Here is a 21,382-nt window from a genome sequence, read left to right as displayed (position 1 = left end):
ATCCTTATTTCAAACTTTCTTTATAAAATTCTTTAAACTGGGTATAGCCTTCTTTTAAAAGACTATCCTTCTGGAATTTTTTATTTTTATTCATCTGGGAAACCAGTACGGTCACTCCCTTAGCCCGCTCTTCCATGGCCTCCTTCATGGCCTGATTGGTCACCTCATCGCTTACGCCTTTTTCAAGAAGAAATGCTATTTTTTCCTGACTGCCGGGTACGGTAAAGCCTTCATCCATTAAGATGGTGATGATGCGCTCAAAGCCAATGGAAAAACCGCATGCCGGAGTATCCATTCCCGTAAATTTACCGATCATCTTATCATAGCGTCCGCCGCCGCCTACTGAGCCTGGGAATCCATCTACCTGAATCTCAAAAATGGTTCCGGTATAGTAGGACATGCCTCGTACTAAGGTAGGGTCAAACTGAATGGAGAACTGGCAAGTAGAAATTCCAGTCACACTATCAATGATAGCCGCAAGATTTTCTGCCTGCTCTGGGTCCATGGAGCCCTTTAAAGTTTCCCCAAGGCTTCTGACTCCAGATGCATCCCGTGTTACAGACTCAAACAGGGATAAATATTTCTTGACCTTTTCTTCTTCATAGCCAGCTTCCTTAAGCTCTCTTTCAACGCCATCCATGCCGATCTTGTCCATCTTATCCAGAATAATAAATACCTGGTCATAGGACTCTTCCGGAAATCCACAAAATGCTGCCATTCCCTTTAAGATGTTACGGTCATTGATTCTTACCGTATATCCTTTAAAACCAATCTTACCAAGAAGGGTTGTGGTAGCCAGAATCAGATCGATTTCCGCCAGTCTGCTGGCATCTCCAAGGATGTCGATATCGCACTGAACGAACTGTCTGAAACGTCCTTTTTGAGGGCGGTCAGCTCTCCAGACACTTCCCATCTGAAGGGATTTAAAAGGAGCCGGAAGGGAAGCTGCATTGTTGGAATAATATCTGGATAAGGGGACAGTTAAATCGTAGCGGAGCCCGCTGTCTGTCAAATCATTTTCTTCCCTAGCTTCCTCCACATTTAACTTTTCTCCCCGCTTCATAATCTTAAAGATCAGCTTTTCATTGTCTCCGCCCTGTTTGCTGGACAGATTTTCAATGTGTTCCACGCAGGGAGTTTCAATGGAATGAAAGCCAAAGCCACCGTAAGTTTCACGTATCTGGTTCATTACGTATTCACGCACCTGCATTTCCGCGGGCAGAATATCCTTCATTCCGGTAACCGGTTTCTTTTTCAATGCCATCTCATTCACTCCGTTTTTCTAAATTTAATTGATGAATCCTGCCTCTATTTTAAATTACATTTCTAATTTTGCAAGCATTTTTTCTTTTCTTTCCAGCATTTCGTCAATTCTTGTGATGTACTGCTCCACATCTTTGACATTTTCCACACGTTCCAGTCGATTCTCACTGGGGAATACCACCTTTGTGGTGGTTCCTGCGCCTAGGGCAATTATGGTCTGCTTTTCTTCCATAATGAGAATGTTGTAGATACATGCCTTGCCTGGCTGGGAATAGCCCACATTTTCAAAATTTCCTGCCATGTTTTTCTGCCGGTATAAGTAATACGGCTCTTGTCCCATCTTCCTGGCATACTCTGCGGTTAAGTCGATCATCTCCTGGGTGTTCACCATCTTATAATCGCCATACTTTTCCTTAAACATATTAAGGCGTGCCGCACGCTTGATTGCCAGGGAATGAACGGTGATGCTGTCAGGGGATAAGGCCTTTATTTCTTCCATGGTATTTCTCACGTCTTCCATATCTTCTTCCGGCAGACCGATGATTAAATCCATGTTTATATTATCAAATCCAAGCTTTCTTGCCAGATGGAACTGTTCCTTTACCATATCAACGGTATGCCTTCTTCCGATGATGGAAAGGGTCTCCTGCTTCATGGTCTGTGGATTGATAGAAATACGGGTCACTCCATGAGCTTTTAATACTCTCAGCTTGTCCTCTGTAATGCTGTCCGGCCTTCCGGCTTCCACTGTAAATTCCTTGACCGTACTAAAATCAAAGGTATCATATAGCCTCTTAATCAGTACATTAAGGTGTTGGGCGGAAAGAGACGTAGGAGTGCCGCCGCCGATATAAACGGTATCAAGGACTCTGCCCTTCATCTTTTCGGCAGTATAGTCCATCTCACGAAACAATGCCTCCAGATATAGCTCCATACGTTTTTCCCACTGTCCGATGGGGAAGGACGTAAAGGAGCAGTAGAGGCAGGTAGTGGGGCAAAATGGGATTCCTACATAAAGACTGTAGCCATTTTCATAATCAATCTCCGAAAGAAGGCTGATTTCCCGGCTTGCGATTTCAATGCTTAAATCGGTCTTGGCATCACTTGCAAGGTATGTCTCTTTCATATGAGATTTAACCTCCTCTTTGGAATGTCCTTCCAAAAGCTTTGTCATTGCAATCTTAGTCGGCCGGATTCCGGTCAGGGTACCCCAGGGTAGCTCCATTCCCGTCAGTTTCCTTGCCATCTGATAAAGCATTCGCTTGATCCGGTTCTTTGTTTCGAAACGGTCGGGATAATGGACGTTTACAAAATCCGCAATTTCCTCATCGCCTTCCATATCCCTGATTTTAAGTAAAAAGCTGTCCTCCCGGGTCTGGCTTTGCACCTTGAGACGGTAATCTTCTCCCTCTGTTTCCTCATGGGCAAAGCTTTCCCCTGGATAAAAGGCCATTAATAACTCTCTGATATCCTGTTCAAAGGACTGGTCATCTAAAAATAATCCTATCATGTGTTTTCCTATCCTCTGTATAATGCCACCGGATTATAAACTAATTCATGGCCAATGGTTGTCATATCTCCATGTCCCGGATAGACAAGGGTGTTCTGAGGCAGCACAAATAGCTTTTCTCTGATGGATTGAATAATTTGGGACTGATTTCCCATCGGAAAGTCTGTTCTTCCTAACGATTCCTGGAATAAGGTATCTCCGCTTATGAGCACCTCTTCCTCTGGGATCAGGAAGCAGACAGAGCCTGTGGTATGGCCGGGTGTGTGAATGACTTTAAAGTCAATTCCAGCTACCGTTACCTGTTCTCCGTCCTTTAACCAAACATCAGCCAGAACGGTATACCCGCTGCCGCCAAATCCGCCGGATAAATTAACAGACGGGTCCATGAGCGTGTTCTTTTCATGCTCTCCCGCGTAGATTTTGATATCCGGATACCAGCGTTTTACTTCATCTATTCCAAGTATGTGGTCAAAATGTCCGTGTGTTAAGAATATCGCTTTTGGCGTAACTCCATGCTCTTTGCATGTTTCAACCAGATAACCGCCCTGTGCCCCAGGATCGACTAAGACTGCTTCTTTACGTGATTCAAGGAACAGGATATAGCAGTTGGTGCCGATCTGTCCCACCGCATAGGTTTTTATTCTGAAATCGCTCATGTTCTCTCTCCTGACTTAAATTGTCTGTATGTAACTATTTATAAGGATAATACCGGAATGTCTGTGCCGTATAAGAGCTTAACCCCATAATGATCTGCATATTCCGTCCATAGCAGGTTCTTCTCCTGTCTGGTGGTTATAAAATAATCTGCATTGGTAAACAGGCCTCTTACATCGCCTTGGGGTACGGAGTCTATTATCATGATATCCTCTTCCCAGCCATTATAATCCTTTAACGCATCTAAGAGTGCAGCTTTGTCTCCCTCACCCTCTGGCACTGTGGGAAGATAAAGAATCAGCCTTAAGCTGTGAGGCGTCTTTGGATAGGCATAAAATTCCTTTAAGACCTTCTGCCAAACAGAGAAGGGCTCCTTATGATCCATAATAAAAAGTATGTTCTTTCTTTCCTCTTTCTCAAAAACAGGAATCACCTGATTCCAGGAATCTCTGGCATTCTGATGCCATTTGCCGATAAAGGTCTCCACCGGCTGAAAGAAATCCTCTCTCCGGGACTGAATGGTTTCCTGATCCCAGTTCCACCACCCGATCTCACTAAAAGCTTCTCTCTGTTCTTCGGGAAACCGGTATCCAATGATCTTTGCCGGATTCCCTGCCACAATGGCGTAAGCCGGGACATCCTTTGTCACCACGCTTTCCGCGCCTATGATGGCACCGTTATGAATGGTGATGCCGCTTATAATGGTAACGCCATGCCCCACCCAGACGTCATTTTGAATGAGCACACTGCCCTTTCGTTTCAGCCTGCTGGGTCTTGCCTCCTGAAGAAGAGAAGGGCTTCCCTGAAATACGGATTTATAATCATGGTTTAAATTGACGAGGAATGTGATTTTCTCTGCGAGAGCGCAGTATTTACCGATTTGTATACAATGTACACCTTCTGCATAATTAAAATTAATTCCAGACTGGATCTCAGCACCTACAATGTAGCTGTCAATATCCAGCTGCAAAAGGGGAAACGTTTTGTCTGTTCCTGGTACCGGCAGCGGACACACCGTCGCCTGTCTGATCGTAAATGGATTGTAATAAACACCCTGAATCATAAGATTCTCCTTTCGATCAAGAAACATCGGCCAAAATAGAGAAAACTGCGCTATCCCGCAGTCCTCTCAATGTCTATAACTCCTTCGATTTGTCTCAGTTTATCTACCAGTTTTCCAAGCTCCTCCACTCCATGAATGTCAAAGGTCATGGTAATCGTAGCCTTGCCCTGCTTGTTGGTTCTGGAATTCATAGAGGTGATATCAATCTGACGTTCCGTAAATACCTTTGAAATATCTACGAACATACCGATACGGTTGTTTGCAAAAATCTTGATTTCTGAGGAATAACGCTCTTTCGTTGCCTCGCCTTCCTGCTCCTGCCATTCTGCATCAATGAGACGGTTTCTTTCATCTTCCGGAAGATTGAACACGTTCACGCAGTCAGTTCTGTGAATGGAAATTCCTCTTCCTCTGGTTACGAAGCCTACGATCTCATCTCCAGGTACCGGACTGCAGCACTTGGAAAAACGAACCGCAAGGTCATGAATGCCCTTTACCACAATTCCGCTGCCAGAACGTCTCTTAATGGGCAGTTTACTGCTCATGTCCTCAATATCATTTAAAATGGTATGATCCGTTACGTCCTTTTTCAGCTTTTTATCCCGTTCATCAATCATCTTATTGATGACCTGGCCTTCTTTTAAGCCGCCGTGTCCAATGGAAGCAAGCACAGATTCCCAGTCACGGAAGGCATAACGCTTCATTACTTTTTCCTGATATTCCGGCTTGTTGATGTCAGGATAATTAATTCCCTTTGTCTTACAGTAACGGTCCACCATTTCCTTGCCACGGAGAATGTTATCTTCCTTAAGCTCCGTCTTGAACCACTGGTTGATCTTATTCTTGGCCTGAGTACTTTTCACCATATTCAGCCAGTCCCTGCTGGGACCCTTGCTGTTTTGAGAAGTAATGATCTCAACCTGATCTCCGTTCTGGATCACATACTCAATGTTCACCAGCTTCCCATTCACTCGTGCGCCTACCATCTTATTGCCTACCGCACTGTGGATGGAGTATGCAAAGTCAATGGGGGTGGAACCGCTTGGTAAGTTCTTTACGTCGCCGGAAGGGGTAAAGCAGTAAACGCTGTCAGAGAATAAGTCTAAGTCGCCCTTTACCATGTTTAAAAACTCCATGTTGTCGGACATGTCCTTCTGCCATTCCAGAATCTGGCGCAGCCAGCTAAGCTTCTCTTCCTCTTTCGCCGCAGCCACCTGACCGCTTCCGCTCTCCTTATACTTCCAGTGGGCCGCAATACCGTATTCCGCAGTGCGGTGCATCTCATACGTACGGATCTGAATTTCAAACGGCTGACCGTTATTGCCAATCAGAGTGGTGTGTAATGATTGGTACATATTGGGCTTTGGCATGGCAATATAATCTTTAAAACGGCCTGGAATGGGTTTATAAAGCTCGTGAATCACACCGAGGGCTGCATAGCAGTCCTTTACGCTTTCCACTATAATCCTGACAGCAAATAAGTCATAGATCTGATCCAGGGTTTTATTCTGGTTTACCATCTTTTTATAGATACTGAAAAAATGCTTGACGCGGCCGTCCACCTTGCCTTCAATCCCGGAAGCACTAAGATGCTCCGAAACCTCATCTACAATGCTCTTTACAAAGTATTCCCTGGCATCCTTTTTTAGTGATATTTTCTCTGCCAGTTCATAGTAAGTTTCGGGGTGAAGATACTTTAAGGACAGATCGTCAAGCTCGATCTTTATCTTGGAAATACCGAGACGGTGGGCAATGGGAGCATAGATTTCCATGGTCTCCCTGGCCTTATCCTTTTGCTTTTCCGGCTTCATATACTGAAGGGTACGCATGTTATGGAGGCGGTCAGAAAGCTTTATTATGATTACACGGATGTCCTTTGCCATGGCAAGGAACATCTTTCTTAAATTCTCTGCCTGAAGCTCCATCTTATCCATGGACCAGGATATCTGGGTCAGCTTTGTAACGCCATCCACCAAAAGGGCCACTTCTTCGCCAAACTCTGCCTTCAGCTCATCTAAGGACATTACGGTGTCCTCTACCACATCATGTAGAATCCCAGCGGCAATGGTCTCTTTGTCCATCTCAAGATCCGCTAAAATAATTGCAACACAAAGAGGGTGAATGATGTAAGGTTCACCCGATTTTCGTTTCTGGTCTTTATGTGCATCGTAAGCGATCTGATATGCCTTTTTGATCATGGTTAGATCATCGGAAGGATGGTATCGTTTGATACTTTTTACCAACTCTTCATAAAGCACCTCAGGGCTCGTAAAATCTGCAGGAGCCTCCAATTCAGTATCAAGTCCCCGCTTCTCCCGCTTTGCACTCTCCAAAGCTGCCTTATTATTATTTTCCATCATTGGATAATCTGCCATATGCCATCACCTTTTTTCTAGCATTCCCAGTATTCATCGTTTTTTAAACGTAGTTATCATTCATTATAATTATTATTGTCGAAAAATGCAATTATTTTTTCTTTCTCTTCCTGGTTTAAAAAGGCACCTTCCAAAGCATACCGGTTCATCTGCCTTAAATCTGCCTCTGTAAAGCCCATGTGCTTTTTCATAAGCTCTGCTTCCTTTAAAAGGCTTGTGTCGGAAACCGTTATGTTATCGGTGTTATAAGTCACACGAATCCCTCTGTCATAAAATGCCTTTAAAGGGTGCTCCTCAATGGAAGCCACTGCCTTTGTCTGTAGGTTGCTGATCACACACATTTCTAATGTAATCTTTTCCTTTTTTAATAGGTCCATACATGCATCCGACTGTATGGCCGCACAGCCGTGGCCGATTCTTTTGGCACCGTAACTCACTGCCTTGATTATATTTTCACAATCCCCGCATTCTCCAGCATGGATGGTAAAAGGAATGTCCTTCTCATAAACCTTTTTAAAGAGAGGTTCAAAGTGAGCCATGGGCACCATACCTTCAGGTCCTGCAATATCTACGCCAACCACTCCACGGTTTAAATACCCACCTGCAATATCAAAGGTCTCTTCATTTTCTTTATCAGAGCCATTGACCATAGAGCAAAGTAAAATACCTGCCTTTATAGACCCCGCTTCCTTTACGCCCTTATCCACTCCACGGATTACGGCTTCCACAACCTTTTCTTTTGTCAGCCCTTTTCTCATGTGAAGCTGAGGCGCGAACCGGATCTCAGTGTAAATAAGACCTTGCTTCGCCAGACGTACCACCAGATCCTTTGATGCCAGCTCCAGTGCAGCCTCTGTCTGCAAAAGCTGTGCTGGAAGATCAAAGCATTTTAAGTAATCCACCAGGCTTTTGCAATCCTCTCCTACGGAAATACTTTCCTTTACACTCCGTCCTTCAAAATCATATCCGATTTCTGCTGCAAGCAGCCTCACCACATCTGTTGATAAGGAGCCGTCCAAATGCAGATGGAGATCAGTTTCCAGTCGTTTCATAACGATTCCTCCTTCCTTCAATGGAAACATTTTATCATATTCCCGTCCATGCAACAATTAGTTTTATTTATTACTTAAAATGGCAGACGGTCTTAACCGCCTGCCAGCTATAGAAACATACACCACAAAGGAATGGTCACTAAAGATAAAAGAGTTGTTACGACAACACACTTTGTAGCAAAAATATAATCACCGCCGTATTTTGCTGCCAATATAGCAGTGGTACTTCCCGCAGGCATTCCAGCTAACAATACAGATACTCCAAGTAGCATTGGATCAACGGAAAAGAGACGGCAGGAAAGAAACACAAGGAGGGGAATGAAAAATAAACGGATTACCGTATATTTAACAATTCCCCAGTCCAGGATACTCTTAAGCTTCACCTCTGCCAGTATGGTTCCAATTAATACCATGGAAACTGTAGTAGTACAGCCACCCACGCCTCTTATGGTATGCTCCAGAAACAGAGGCATCTGAATCTGGGTGATTAAAAAGAACATTCCGATATAGACTGCTATGATACAAGGGTGGGTCATAACCTTTTTCACTATGGTCTTTCTATCCGGACTCTCTGTAAAATAGGATACTCCGGCAGACCACATGACTATTCTCTGGGGGATTAGGAATATAGAGGCAAACATAAGTCCCTGTGCCCCGTAAACACCTTCGGCAATGGGGTTGCCCATAAATCCTGCATTGGAACAGACCGTACCGTATTGGAGTACTTTTTTCCGTCCCTCCTCCTCCTTGTTATATAGTACATTCGCAAGGAAGAGGCACACCACCTGAATCAAGGTCGCAATCACCAGTATGACAGCAAACTTTTTTAAAACCGTTATATTGAATTCAATCAAAAAGGAGCTGATAATATTACAGGGCAGGATAAGGTAAATCACCAGATCCGTAAGCACTGCCTTTGCTTCCTCATGAAGAATCCCTTGTTTCCGAAGAATAATGCCTGCTGCCACAAGCAGAAATAGCATTCCCTGGAGATTCATTAGACTGCTGTAATCCATTCCTGTCACTCTTCTTTAAATTTCATATATTCGTCCATGGCCTGCGCGACTCTCTTAGAATAAGCCACTGCCTCAACAACCGTTCTGGCTCCCAGAACCACATCACCGGAAGCAAAAACACCTGGTATTGTAGTACGTCCATCCTCGTCGGTCATAAGTAGACCGTTCTGGCTGGCCTTTAAGCCCTCTGTGGTGCTCACCAGCTTGCTCTTTGGCCCCTGGCTGATGGAGATGATGGTGGAATCCGCATAAACCTGATCCCGCTCCTCTTCCATTCCAATCTGTTTTCCTTCTTCATCATAAAGTATTGTCTCAAATACAGGACCGTCATCTGTGATTTCAGCAATCTGCTTACCAAACTGAAAATTAGCTCCGTCAAGCTTTGCATAGGCTGTCTCATGTTCGCTGGCATTGCTGTGGAGACCTCTGGCGTAAAGTGTCACCTTTCTTGCTCCATGACGGATAACGGTTCTGGCCACATCCATGGCAGAGTTGCCCATTCCAATGATGGCCACCCTGTCTCCTAAATCATAAGCATCCGGATTTGCCAGATAATCAATGGCATAGTGAACATTACCAAGGGATTCTCCCTTAACACCCAGGGTCTTTGGTCTCCATACTCCGGTTCCGATAAAAATACTCTGGTAACCATCCCGAACCAGGTCTTTGATTTCCAAGGCGGTTCCGATGGCTGTGTTGGGGCGAATCTTCACTCCGATATCCACCAGTTTCTTTTTATAACGTTCCAGGATTGTCTTTGGCAGTCTGAAATCCGGGATTCCATACTGGAGAACGCCTCCAACCTTATCCTTTGCATCAAATATGGTTACGCTGTAGCCTTCCTTGGTCAAGTAAATGGCAATGGTGATTCCTGCAGGACCTGCACCGATGACTGCTACTTTCTTCCCGTTCTTTGGCTTGCATTCGATCTTGATTTTATCAAAAATAGTATCCGATATATAATTTTCAATGCTGCTGATATGAACCGACTGTCCTTTTTTTCCAAGAATGCAGTGGCCCTCGCATTGTTTTTCATGATTGCACACCAGAGAACATACGAGAGACAGAGGATTGTTGCTAAATAACATCTCTCCTGCATCATTAAGATCTCCGTTCTTAAAAGCCTGAATCATCTGAGGAATTGGAGTATTAATGGGGCAGCCCTGACGGCACAAAGGTTTCTTACAATTTAAACATCTATTTGCTTCATCAATTACATGTACGGCCATTGGAGTTTTCCTTTCTCTAACTGTGTTTATGAAATTGCTGCAATATGGTCAGCATGTGTTTTAATTCATACTATAACATAGTAAAAATCATAAAATCAATAGCCACACAAAATGTATCGAAAAAAATAAATTTTGATAAAAATATATCGATATAACCCTGAATTGTGTGATAAAATTGTCATTCTATTCATAAACAGGGAATACCAAAAGCAGGTGTATGATACACGCAGCCTTTCGCATTCCCTGTTTACCTTCTATCTATTTACTTTCCTTCGTAGACAATCAGTGATTCCACATCATAGTCCTTAAGTTTTTCTCTTCCTTCTAATCCGGCAAGCTCCATGATAAAGCAGATTTTAACAATCTCTCCGCCCAGCTCTTCCACCAGCTTGATGATTGCTTCAATGGTTCCGCCAGTGGCAATCAGGTCATCAATGATAACGATCTTCTGGCCCGGTTTAATGGAATCTTTGTGGATCTCAATGGTTGCAGTGCCGTACTCCAGCGCATAATCCATGGAAAGCACTTCTCTTGGAAGCTTTCCTTTTTTACGTACGGGAATAAAGCCCTTATGTTCTGCATATGCCACTGGAACGCCGAATATAAAGCCTCTGGATTCTGGTCCAATGACAGAATCATACTCTACTCCTTCAAGCATCTTGCGAACACCATCGACTGCCAGGGAGAGTCCGTCGGGATCTTCCAGTATGGTAGTCACGTCACGGAATATGATTCCTTCTTCCGGAAAATCCGGAATACTAGCGACATAATCTTCTAATTTTTTCATTTCTTATACCTCATGTTTTATAGTTTTCATCAGTGTTAAAGCACAACCTTACCTATTATAGCGCAAACCTTGTTTCCAGGCAAATATTGTTTTTTCCCAATTTCATATTTTTACAAAAGGAATGCCTTCCGCATTATATGGCGGAAGGCATAGGAATGTTCCAAAAAACCTAGCCTCTGGGATGGACTCCCGTATAGGCCCGGCGAACTGCTTCTTTTTGAGCGTAATTCATATACATCTGGGTGGTAGCCATATCCGAATGTCCAAGCATGGCCTGTACCACATGGATGTCTGCTCCGTTTCGTAAAAGATGGGCAGCAAAGGAATGTCGTAAGGAGTGAGGCGTGATATCTGCCTTAATCCCAGCCTTATCTCCGTAGAATTTGACAATCTTCCAAAATCCCTGACGGCTCATGGCCTTTCCGTTACAATTGGTAAACAGCCATTCGCAGTCCTGTTCTTTTAAAAGATACTCTCTTCCTCGTTCCATGTAGGCAGAAAGTGCCAGCTTAGCCACCTTGCCAAAGGGAATCATGCGCTCCTTATGCTCGTCCCGGCAGGTGATATAGCCTACCGTAAGGTTCACATCGGCTTTTCTCAAATTAATGAGTTCAGATACCCGGATTCCTGTGGCATAGAGAAGCTCCAGCATGGCCCTGTCCCTAAGCTCTTTCGGTGATTCCCCGTCCGGCTGGCTTAAAAGACAGTTGACCTCATCCACCGTCAATATGGTAGGTTCCTTCTTTTCCACCTTGGGAGCCTTAATCAGTTCTGCCGGATCCTTGCCGATGTTGCCCTGCGCGCATTCATAATGAAAGAATGCCTTCATGGATGCCAGTGTTCTTGAAATGGTAGTAGTCGCCCTTCCTTCTTTTTCCAGGTATAGGATATAGGAGTTTAAGCTGGTCTTTGTTACCTTCCCAACCTCCATAATTCCCTGCTGTCCTAAAAAGGATGCCATCTGCAACAAATCCCGCTGATAAGAAACCTCAGTGTTCTTTGAAGTTTTTTTTATCTCTCTTAAATAAATAATAAAGTGATTGATCTCAACTACCATTTCTATACTCCCTAACCGTTCGGTTTAAAAAATGCCCTAAAATAAGGCTTCTTCCTACCATTATATAGACTATTTTCGATAAAATCAAACACATTTTTCCCACTTTACCAGTGTTCTTCCTTCAATTTACATAATACATACAAGATATTGGTCGCCTTATGGTTCTATTCGCAAGATGTGGTAATTCTGTTGATGTTATTTTCCCATTAATTTTTCCAGTCTACAGGACAAATTTTAAGAAAAACGGGTTAATCCATGCTTCAAACGCGCTCCCGGCCGCTGTCAGGAGCAGGAGCAGAATCAATGCCGGAATCCGAAAACGCCTCTCCTTTTGGATTCCCCAAAACAGTAAAATCCCAAAAACAGGAAGGTAACACAGGCTTTGTGGCATGATTGTCATAAAGAAAATGGGAAGCCCCATAAGCCCTTTTTGAACGGTTATAACAGAAAGGACAAATCCCATGGAAAACCCTGCCAGGCCCATGAAGGTACAAAATAACGGAAGTGCATAAGCTGTCATGCCTATAAGCCAGATAATCCATACCTCCATCACTCTTTGGCTTACGACCTGTCCAAAAAGCTGCATGCGTTCTTCTTTTCCCAGGTTCACATTCCGGTTAAGCAGCCCTAAATAATATCCTGCCTCATCTGCAAAGGAAGAATACCACAAATTTGCCATGACCGTTCCTGTGGTGAGACCGATAAAAAAGCAGATCAGGTAGATATCCCAAGTCCTGGTGCTCCGGTAAACCTTCCAATAATTGTTCTCCGTTCTTCTGCCAAAACGAAATCTTATTTGATGTAATAAACTGGCCATAAAAAAATCCCCCTACAGGTCTTGTCACAATTTATGCCTTTCGGGGGATATTTATTCAATACTTATTTCACATCATATTTACGGGCATAGGCTAAAATAGCGGCAATGGTCTTTCCATCTGTAATCTCACCCTGAAAAATCTTCTCCTCTAATTCCTTTACCGTCCACTCCTCCACCTCGATGCATTCTTCTTCATCAAGATTCTGCTTTGAGGGCACCAGATTTCTTGCCACAAAGATATCTATGGCTTCATCACAGAATGCCACCGTGGTGTTGACTCTGACCAGGAATTCAAGATTTTCTATCTCTGTCTTAAATCCTGTCTCCTCCTCCAGTTCCCTGTGGGCACAGTCAATCTTTGGCTCATCTGCTGTGTCCAGTGCTCCGGCTGGGACCTCCAGAGTATAACGGTCCAGGGCGTTTCGGTATTGGCGTACCATTAAGATTTTGCCTTCCTTTGTCACAGGAACCACTGCTGCGGCACCAATGTGGTGAATAAAATCCCAATGGGCGATATGACCGTTTGCAAGGATGGTATCCTCATAAAACTTTAAGATGCTCCCCTGGTATTTGAATGTTCTGTCCAATCGAACGACTGGTGGTTGTTTCATGGTAGTACCTCCGGCTCCTGCTTAAATTTCCGTGCATTTTTTGTAGCAGGCATCGGCTGCTTTTATGACTGCACTGCGAAAGCCTGACTCTTCCAGCGCGGATACCGCTGCAATGGTAGTTCCTCCAGGCGAGCAGACCTTATCCTTTAATGCTCCGGGATGCTCCCCTGTTTCCAGAACCATTTTCGCGCTTCCAAGCACTGCCTGGGCAGCCATCTCATAGGCCGCATCTCTTGGCAGTCCGTATTTGACCGCACTGTCTGCAAGGGCTTCAATAAACATATATACATAGGCCGGTGAGCTGCCGCTGACACATACCACCGCATTCATAAGCCGTTCTTCCACAATCCTCATTCTGCCAAGAGAACTGAAAATATCTTTGATAGAGTCCTTCTCTTCCTGGGTAAATGCCTTTTCCTCATAGCAGACGCCTGTCATTCCTTCTCCTAAGAGAGCCGGAGTATTTGGCATGGCACGGACCACTCTTTTTTCATCTCCCAGTTTTTCCTTAAGCTGAGTGGTGGTAATTCCCGGCGCAATGGAAATGATTACATTTTTCTCTGTAACACAGTGACGGATATCTGCAAGGACCGGATTAAAATACTGGGGCTTTACAGCCAGGACAATATATTTTGCCTCTCCTGCCAATTGACCGTTACTTTCTGTGTGAGCCACTCCCAGCTCCTTTGTAATCTGTTGGCACCGATCAAGGTTCACATCTGTAAATATAATATCTTCCTTACCGTATACACCCAGTAAGCCTTTTAATATGGCATAGCCCATATTTCCAATTCCAATGATCCCTATTTTCGCCATAAAATATTCCTCCTCATTCTCACTAAAATACTGCAATCAATTAGGACCATTCTAACCATCCTTTTTTAAAATGTCAATGTTGTGAGAAATTTTAAAAATATGTATTGACATTTCATTTTCTATCTCATATACTGTAGCAAAACAAAGTGATAAACTGATGAGCAGGAGTAAGTAAGATCTCTATATCATGCACAGAGAGCTTCCGGTTGGTGAGAGGAAGCGTTGATGTCTGATCTGAATGGACCTGCGAGGGCGGCTTGAAACCAGATTCTGGGAGTAGATGACGACGGGGTTCCTATCCGTTACCAAGGGGAGGCACATGTTAGTGTGTTATAAGTGGGAAAAGTCTAACTTTTCCAATCAGGGTGGTACCACGGAACCGTAATTATAGCTTCCGTCCCTCTTTTCCATATTTGTATGGAAGGAGGGACGGGAGCTTTTTTTATTTTATTTCAGTTTATTTGAAGAAAGGAGTCTATACCATGAATCTTACACCGGACTGCCGGGAAATCGGGGCGCTGGCTGCCTCTTATCCCGTAATCCCGGTCTGCAGGGAAATATTTGCAGACATTGTTACCCCCATTACCCTGCTGCGTAAAATCGCAGCCTTAAGCAGCCGATACTATCTGTTAGAAAGCATTGAGGGCGGTGAGACCTGGGGCCGCTACTCCTTTCTGGGATATGACCCGGTCATGAGCGTCTCCTGTAAAGATGGGAAGGTATCTATCCATCCTTACAGACTGGAAGAAGGTGGTCCCCAGGACAAAACCATAGTAACAGACCAGCCTTATGAGGTATTAAGGAATATCCTGAAAGACTACCGCTCTCCTAAGATTCCCGGCCTTCCACCATTTACCGGAGGATTTGTAGGATACTTTGCTTACAGCATGATCGGATACGCAGAGCCGGTACTTTCCATCCAAAAGGGCGACTGCAATGATTTTGACCTGATGCTGTTTGACACGGTCATTGCCTATGATCATTTGACCCAGAAGATCAGCATTGTTGTCAACATGAAAACGGATCAGGTCATGGAAAATTACGGAAAGGCTTGTACAAAGCTGGAAAGCATCGCCCGAATGATCGGGGATATGGCTCCTCTTCAAAAATCTGCGGTTTTAAATACTCCCTCCTTTCACTGCAATGTGACAAAAGAGGATTACTGCCAGATGGTAGAAAAAGCAAAGGAGTACATCGTAAACGGTGATATCTTCCAGGCGGTCCTATCGAGGAAGTTTGAAAGTCCTTATCCAGACAGTCTTTTAAATGCCTACCGAATCTTAAGAACCACCAATCCATCTCCTTACATGGTATATCTAAGCACCGGGGATATGGAAATCATGAGCACCTCACCGGAAACCCTGGTGCGGTTAAAGAATCACAGGCTTACCACCTTCCCGGTGGCAGGCTCCAGGCCAAGAGGAAAAGACGAGGCAGAGGATATCAGACTGGAAAAGGAGCTTCTGGCCGATGAGAAAGAGCTGGCGGAGCACAATATGCTGGTGGACCTAGGAAGAAATGACCTTGGAAAAATCTCAGAATTTTCCTCCGTAGAAGTGACCGGATATCAGATGATCCACCGCTATTCCCGCATCATGCACATCTGCTCCCAGGTGGAATCGGATATCCGTAAGGATTGTGACGCCTTTTCTGCCATCGAATCTGTTCTCCCTGCCGGAACCCTTTCCGGTGCCCCGAAGATTCGGGCCTGCCAGATCATTGACGAACTGGAAGCGGAACCAAGAGGCATTTACGGCGGAGCCTTGGGATATGTTGATTTTACCGGAAATATGGATACCTGCATTGCCATCCGAATGGCGGTGAGAAAAAACGGGATTGTCTCCGTCCAGGCAGGAGGCGGTATTGTTGTCGACAGCATACCGGAACGGGAATACGAGGAATCGGAAAATAAGGCAAAGGCAGTGATCACTGCTCTTTTAAGAGCCGGGGAGGTGAATGACTTATGATTCTCTTTATTGATAATTACGACAGCTTTACCTACAACCTGGTTCAGATGATAGGGGGATTAAATCCAGACATTAAGGTAATTCGAAACGACGAACTGACCGTAGCCGAAATTGAGGCATTATCTCCAAGTCACATCGTTCTCTCTCCCGGTCCTGGCTATCCAAAGGATGCCGGTGTTTGTGAAGACGTGGTCAGTGCCTTAAAAGGAAAAGTGCCTATTCTTGGAGTATGTCTCGGTCATCAGGGAATCTGTGAGGTATTTGGTGCACAAATCACCCATGCCAGAAAGCTGATGCATGGAAAGCAGAGCATCATCACCATTGATGCCTCGGATCCCTTGTTTCTGGGCTTAGAAAAGCAGATACCTGCTGCCAGATACCACTCACTCATTGCAAAAAAGGAAACCCTTCCTGCCTGTCTTACTCCCATTGGTACCGACGATATGGGAGAAATCATGGCAGTGAAACATAAGGATTGTGCAGTTTATGGACTGCAGTTTCACCCGGAATCCATACTTACCCCCGACGGAGAAACCATACTGAAAAATTTCTTATCCATATCCATTGGCCACTAAAAGGAGGTAATCAAAATGATCCAGCAAGCAATTCATGAAGTAATTGAAGGACAGAACTTAAGCTTTGAAGCTGCAAGGGAAGTCATGAACGAAATTATGAGCGGGGAAACCACTCCGGCACAAATGGCAGCATTTTTAACAGGACTCCGGATGAAAGGGGAAACCATTGATGAGATCACAGCCTGCGCCACGGTTATAAGGGAAAAAGCCCTGCGGCTGGAACCTGATTTTCCAGTGATTGATATTGTAGGCACAGGAGGCGACGAAGTGGGCACCTTTAATATTTCCACCACCAGTGCCTTTGTAGTAGCCGCTGGAGGCGTTCCTGTTGCAAAGCATGGAAACCGCAGTGTATCCAGTAAAAGCGGTGCTGCAGATGTTTTGGAATGTCTGGGCGTCAATTTAAACTTATCGGCAGAACAATCAGGAGAAATTCTTAAAAATACCGGCATGTGTTTCCTGTTTGCCCAGGCGTATCACTCTTCCATGAAATACGCCGGCCCGGTGAGAAAAGAGCTTGGTGTCCGTACCATTTTTAATATTCTCGGCCCTCTTTCCAACCCAGCAGGAGCCACCATGCAGCTGTTAGGGGTCTATGACCGGAAGCTGGTGGAGCCGCTGGCACAGGTCTTAAGTAACCTTGGTGTGAAGCGCGGACTTGTGGTATGCGGCGATGATGGGCTTGATGAAGCCACGGTCACGGGAATTACCCATGTCTGTGAAATCCGGTTTGGAGAACTGATTCCTTACGATATCACTCCAGAGGAGTTCGGCTTAAGCCGTTCCTCACTGTCTGATCTTCTGGGAGGAACCCCTATAGAAAATGCCCAGATCACCAGAGATATATTAAGCGGAGCCATAAAAGGTCCAAAGCGTGATATCGTCATCTTAAATTCAGCTTTAAGCCTGTATCTTGGCATTGATGACTGTACCATTTCCCAGTGCATCAAAAAGGCGGAGGACTTAATTGATTCTGGAAAGGCATTGGAGAAGCTAAATCAGTTTGTAAATGCCACTACGGAGGTTGAGTTATGATATTAGATACATTGGCTGCTGCCTCTAAAAAAAGAGCAGAGGCAGCAAAAGAAATTATTTCCCTTGAGGAAATGAAAAGACAGGCGGAGGCAGCGTGTCTGGCCTCTCAGGAAGAAACCAAAATTTTCCCACTGGAAAAAAAGCTGAAGGCTCCCGGTATCTCCTTTATCTGCGAGGTGAAACGCGCTTCCCCCTCTAAGGGTCTGATTGCACCTAATTTCCCCTACCTTGAGATTGCCAGGGAGTATGAAATGGCAGGGGCTGATGCCATCTCAGTTCTCACGGAACCGGATTATTTTATGGGGAGCAATGCGTACCTAAGCGACATACAAAAGACCGTATCTCTTCCCCTTTTAAGAAAAGATTTCACCGTTGACCCTTACCAAATTTATGAAGCAAAGGTGATTGGTGCCTCAGCCGTTCTTCTCATCTGCGCTCTCCTCTCCACGGATGAGTTAAAGGACTATATAAAAATCTGTGACAGCCTTGGCTTAAGTTCACTGGTGGAGGCCCATAATGAAGAAGAGGTTCATTCCGCATTATCAGCCGGTGCAAGAATCATTGGTGTGAACAACCGGAATTTAAAGACATTTCAGGTGGACTTTGAAACCTCTTTAAGGCTGAGAGCCATGGTGCCTGAGGAAGTACTTTTTGTAGCGGAAAGCGGAATCAGTACCCAGGCGCAGATTCGGACTCTGGCCGAGGCAGGTGTTCATGGAATCCTCTTAGGAGAAAGCCTGATGCGCGCGTTCAACAAGCAGGCCCTGCTCCACCATTTTAAGGAGGCTTGCAGGTGAATGACAGGAAAAGGCGGATTAAAATATGCGGGCTCACCAGGGCAGAGGATATAGAAGCTGTTAATCTCTGGAAACCAGATTATGCAGGCTTTGTATTTGCCCCTGGAAAAAGACAGCTCACGAAAGGGCAAGCAAGGCAGCTAAGAGAAGCCCTGCTGCCGGAAATCCCGTCAGTCGGTGTTTTTGTAAATAGTCCCACAGAGGATATCTTAGCTCTCATAAAGGACGGGACCATTAAAATGGTGCAGCTTCATGGAGATGAGGATTCGGACTACACCACTACTTTGAAAGAACAAATGGAGATTCCGGTGCCCATTATAAAAGCCATCAGAGTCCGGTCTGGTGACGATATGGCAAAAGCGGAAAGCTTTCCTTCGGACTATCTGCTCTTTGATACTTATTCAAAAGAGGTATACGGAGGAAGCGGAAAAAGCTTTGACTGGTCTTCCATTCCTGTCATAAAAAAGCCCTGGTTCCTGGCGGGTGGAATTGGGGCAGAGAACATTCTAAAAGCGGCAGCTACGGATGCTTTTTGTCTCGATTTAAGCAGCAGTCTTGAGACAGAGGGCAGAAAAGACCCGGAGAAAATAAAAGAAATCATACAAATATTAAGGAGTGAATGAAAATGTCAAAAGGAAGATTTGGACAGCACGGCGGACAATTTGTCCCGGAAACGCTGATGAACGCAGTGGAAGAACTTTTAGAAGCTTATGAAAAATATAGTCATGACGAAGCATTTCTTTCAGAGCTTCAAACGCTTCACGAGACCTACACAGGACGTCCCTCCCTGCTTTACTACGCAGAAAAAATGACAAAGGACTTAGGTGGAGCGAAAATCTATCTAAAACGAGAGGATTTAAACCACACCGGATCCCATAAGATCAATAACGCCCTGGGGCAGGTTCTTCTTGCTAAAAAAATGGGCAAGACCCGAGTCATTGCAGAAACCGGTGCCGGACAGCACGGTGTGGCGACTGCTACCGCTGCGGCTCTCATGGGAATGGAATGTGAGATATACATGGGAGAAGAGGACACAGAGCGCCAGGCCTTAAATGTATTCCGCATGGAGCTTTTAGGTGCCAAAGTCCACCCTGTAACCAGCGGAACAAAGACCTTAAAAGATGCCGTCAATGAAACTATGAGGGAATGGACCAACCGAGTGGAGGATACTCACTATGTCCTTGGTTCTGTTATGGGCCCTCACCCTTTCCCTACCATTGTCAGGGACTTTCAAAGCATCATTGGCAAGGAAGTCCGCTCTCAGATCTTAAAAGCAGAGGGGAAGCTGCCTGATCTTTTAATCGCCTGTGTGGGCGGCGGCAGCAATGCCATGGGACTTTTTTATGAATTCCTTAAAGAATCTTCTGTAAAGATGATTGGCTGTGAGGCGGCTGGACACGGCATTGATACCGATCAACATGCGGCTACCATATCAAAAGGGACTCTTGGTATCTTTCATGGCATGAAATCCTACTTCTGCCAGGATGAATACGGACAGATTGCTCCTGTATACTCCATTTCCGCAGGTCTTGATTATCCTGGTATCGGGCCGGAGCACGCAAATCTCCATGATTCCGGACGTGCACAATATGTTCCAGTTACTGACAATGAGGCGGTAGAGGCATTTGAATATTTATCCCGGGTGGAAGGAATTATCCCTGCCATCGAAAGCTCTCATGCCATTGCTCATGCCAGGAAAATTGCGCCTTCCATGGGAAAAGATGAAGTCATTGTCATTAATCTATCCGGGCGTGGCGATAAGGATGTCGCTGCCATAGCCCGTTATAAGGGGGTACAAATTTATGAGTAGAGTTACAGACGTATTTTCAAAAGGAAAAGCATTTATCCCATTTATCACAGCAGGGGATCCCCATCTCTCTGTCACAGAAGAACTGATCCCTGCCATGGCCAAGGCCGGAGCAGACTTAATTGAAATCGGGATACCATTTTCCGATCCGGTGGCAGAAGGCATTGTAATTCAGGAAGCGGATGCCCGTGCTCTTTTGGCCGGCACCACAACGGATAAGATTTTTGAGTCCGTAAAAAGAATCCGCATGAAGACCAGCGTTCCACTGGCTTTCATGACTTACTTAAACCCAATCTTCGTTTACGGCAGTGAACGGTTCATAAAAAATGCGGCTGAATGCGGCATTGATGCCCTTATTGTTCCTGATATGCCATTTGAGGAAAAAGAGGAATTAAAACCCTACTGCAATCAGTACGGCATCGATCTCATTTCCCTGATCGCACCTACCTCTAAGGAGAGAATAAAGACCATCGCGGCTGAGGCAGAAGCCTTTGTCTACTGCGTCTCCTCCATGGGCGTTACCGGAGTAAGAAAAGAAATCACCACGAATCTTGGAGATATGATTTCTCTGGTAAAGGAGACTAAGAACATTCCCTGCGCCATCGGATTTGGGATATCCACCACGGAGCAGGCAGCGGAAATGAGCCGGTATGCAGATGGGGTGATCGTTGGCAGTGCCATTGTTAAACTGGCTGCCAGATACGGTGCTGACTGCATCGAGCCAATCTGCTCCTATGTGAGAGAAATGAAAGCTGCCATATCATAATCCCCTTTTTCATCTTGACAATGATTTGCCCCGGTGTTACACTAATGCCACAAGAGGGAGCTCGTAAGCGGGCTGAGAGGAAGTAATCAAACTTCGACCTTTATAACCTGATTTGGGTAATGCCAACGTAGGGATTTATACGAGACGAATCTATTCTCTGAGCCTGTGCCTGTTGGTATGGGCTC

Annotated in this window: 20 protein-coding genes, 1 riboswitch and 1 other annotated feature; of the genes, 7 read left to right on the top strand and 13 right to left on the bottom strand. The window is 45.0% G+C overall.

Features of this window, described 5'->3' with window-relative positions:
• Nucleotides 1–4 precede the first annotated feature (4 nt).
• The 13 genes from hisS to proC form a co-directional block, all read right to left on the bottom strand.
• Nucleotides 5–1,264 carry a histidine--tRNA ligase gene (gene hisS, locus OW255_RS03985; protein WP_268115701.1) on the bottom strand — a complete coding sequence of 420 codons (1,260 nt, stop codon included), beginning with the start codon at nt 1,262–1,264 and terminating at the stop codon, nt 5–7.
• 54 nt (nt 1,265–1,318) lie between these two features.
• Nucleotides 1,319–2,773: a coproporphyrinogen dehydrogenase HemZ gene (gene hemZ / locus OW255_RS03980; protein WP_268115700.1), complete on the bottom strand. Its 1,455-nt coding sequence runs from the start codon at nt 2,771–2,773 to the stop codon at nt 1,319–1,321.
• Between the two features lie 8 nt (nt 2,774–2,781).
• On the bottom strand, nt 2,782–3,429 hold the full coding sequence (locus OW255_RS03975) for an MBL fold metallo-hydrolase (RefSeq protein ID WP_024837193.1): 648 nt from the start codon (nt 3,427–3,429) through the stop codon (nt 2,782–2,784).
• A 38-nt stretch (nt 3,430–3,467) separates the two neighbouring features.
• On the bottom strand, nt 3,468–4,490 hold the full coding sequence (locus OW255_RS03970) for a CatB-related O-acetyltransferase (RefSeq protein WP_024837194.1): 1,023 nt from the start codon (nt 4,488–4,490) through the stop codon (nt 3,468–3,470).
• Between the two features lie 50 nt (nt 4,491–4,540).
• Nucleotides 4,541–6,847, bottom strand: a complete 2,307-nt coding sequence (locus OW255_RS03965) for a RelA/SpoT family protein (RefSeq protein WP_051464690.1) — start codon at nt 6,845–6,847, stop codon at nt 4,541–4,543.
• A gap of 74 nt (nt 6,848–6,921) precedes the next feature.
• On the bottom strand, nt 6,922–7,917 hold the full coding sequence (add, locus tag OW255_RS03960; RefSeq protein ID WP_024837196.1) for an adenosine deaminase: 996 nt from the start codon (nt 7,915–7,917) through the stop codon (nt 6,922–6,924).
• Between the two features lie 107 nt (nt 7,918–8,024).
• Complete coding sequence (locus tag OW255_RS03955) at nt 8,025–8,933, bottom strand: AEC family transporter (RefSeq protein ID WP_024837197.1); 909 nt, start codon at nt 8,931–8,933, stop codon at nt 8,025–8,027.
• A gap of 5 nt (nt 8,934–8,938) precedes the next feature.
• Nucleotides 8,939–10,162, bottom strand: coding sequence for an NAD(P)-dependent oxidoreductase (locus OW255_RS03950; protein WP_268115698.1), 1,224 nt, complete (start codon nt 10,160–10,162; stop codon nt 8,939–8,941).
• A gap of 262 nt (nt 10,163–10,424) precedes the next feature.
• Entirely contained in the window at nt 10,425–10,949 is a 525-nt protein-coding gene (locus OW255_RS03945) for an adenine phosphoribosyltransferase (RefSeq protein WP_024837199.1), read from the bottom strand.
• Nucleotides 10,950–11,118: 169 nt separating this feature from the next.
• Nucleotides 11,119–12,006: a site-specific tyrosine recombinase gene (locus OW255_RS03940; protein ID WP_024837200.1), complete on the bottom strand. Its 888-nt coding sequence runs from the start codon at nt 12,004–12,006 to the stop codon at nt 11,119–11,121.
• Nucleotides 12,007–12,226: 220 nt separating this feature from the next.
• Entirely contained in the window at nt 12,227–12,823 is a 597-nt protein-coding gene (locus OW255_RS03935) for a stage II sporulation protein M (RefSeq protein WP_024837201.1), read from the bottom strand.
• A gap of 62 nt (nt 12,824–12,885) precedes the next feature.
• Nucleotides 12,886–13,434: an NUDIX hydrolase gene (locus OW255_RS03930; protein WP_024837202.1), complete on the bottom strand. Its 549-nt coding sequence runs from the start codon at nt 13,432–13,434 to the stop codon at nt 12,886–12,888.
• 21 nt (nt 13,435–13,455) lie between these two features.
• Nucleotides 13,456–14,250 (bottom strand): pyrroline-5-carboxylate reductase, encoded by a 795-nt coding sequence (gene proC / locus OW255_RS03925; RefSeq protein ID WP_024837203.1) that lies wholly within the window; start codon nt 14,248–14,250, stop codon nt 13,456–13,458.
• Nucleotides 14,251–14,398: 148 nt separating this feature from the next.
• Nucleotides 14,399–14,655 (top strand) — a binding site (T-box leader).
• Between the two features lie 77 nt (nt 14,656–14,732).
• Between proC and OW255_RS03920 the strand changes: the two genes are divergently transcribed.
• Genes OW255_RS03920 through trpA form a run of 7 tightly spaced genes read left to right on the top strand, consistent with a single transcriptional unit; the run spans nt 14,733 to nt 21,197 of the window.
• Nucleotides 14,733–16,217, top strand: coding sequence for an anthranilate synthase component I family protein (locus OW255_RS03920; RefSeq protein WP_268115696.1), 1,485 nt, complete (start codon nt 14,733–14,735; stop codon nt 16,215–16,217).
• Entirely contained in the window at nt 16,214–16,792 is a 579-nt protein-coding gene (locus tag OW255_RS03915) for an anthranilate synthase component II (protein ID WP_268115694.1), read from the top strand. The genes OW255_RS03920 and OW255_RS03915 overlap by 4 nt, the downstream gene beginning before the upstream one ends.
• 15 nt (nt 16,793–16,807) lie before the next feature.
• Nucleotides 16,808–17,827, top strand: coding sequence for an anthranilate phosphoribosyltransferase (gene trpD, locus OW255_RS03910; RefSeq protein WP_268115692.1), 1,020 nt, complete (start codon nt 16,808–16,810; stop codon nt 17,825–17,827).
• Nucleotides 17,824–18,624 carry an indole-3-glycerol phosphate synthase TrpC gene (gene trpC / locus OW255_RS03905; RefSeq protein WP_268115691.1) on the top strand — a complete coding sequence of 267 codons (801 nt, stop codon included), beginning with the start codon at nt 17,824–17,826 and terminating at the stop codon, nt 18,622–18,624. The genes trpD and trpC overlap by 4 nt, the downstream gene beginning before the upstream one ends.
• Entirely contained in the window at nt 18,621–19,247 is a 627-nt protein-coding gene (locus tag OW255_RS03900) for a phosphoribosylanthranilate isomerase (protein ID WP_024837208.1), read from the top strand. The genes trpC and OW255_RS03900 overlap by 4 nt, the downstream gene beginning before the upstream one ends.
• A 2-nt stretch (nt 19,248–19,249) precedes the next feature.
• Nucleotides 19,250–20,434 (top strand): tryptophan synthase subunit beta, encoded by a 1,185-nt coding sequence (gene trpB / locus OW255_RS03895; protein ID WP_268115690.1) that lies wholly within the window; start codon nt 19,250–19,252, stop codon nt 20,432–20,434.
• Entirely contained in the window at nt 20,427–21,197 is a 771-nt protein-coding gene (trpA, locus tag OW255_RS03890) for a tryptophan synthase subunit alpha (RefSeq protein ID WP_268115688.1), read from the top strand. Before trpB ends, trpA begins: the two co-directional genes overlap by 8 nt.
• A 43-nt stretch (nt 21,198–21,240) precedes the next feature.
• Nucleotides 21,241–21,349: riboswitch (TPP riboswitch) on the top strand.
• The last annotated feature ends 33 nt before the right edge of the window (nt 21,350–21,382 follow it).

The organism is Lacrimispora xylanolytica (assembly GCF_026723765.1).
Lineage (GTDB): Bacteria > Bacillota > Clostridia > Lachnospirales > Lachnospiraceae > Lacrimispora > Lacrimispora xylanolytica.
This window is presented reverse-complemented; position numbering and strand designations above follow the sequence as displayed.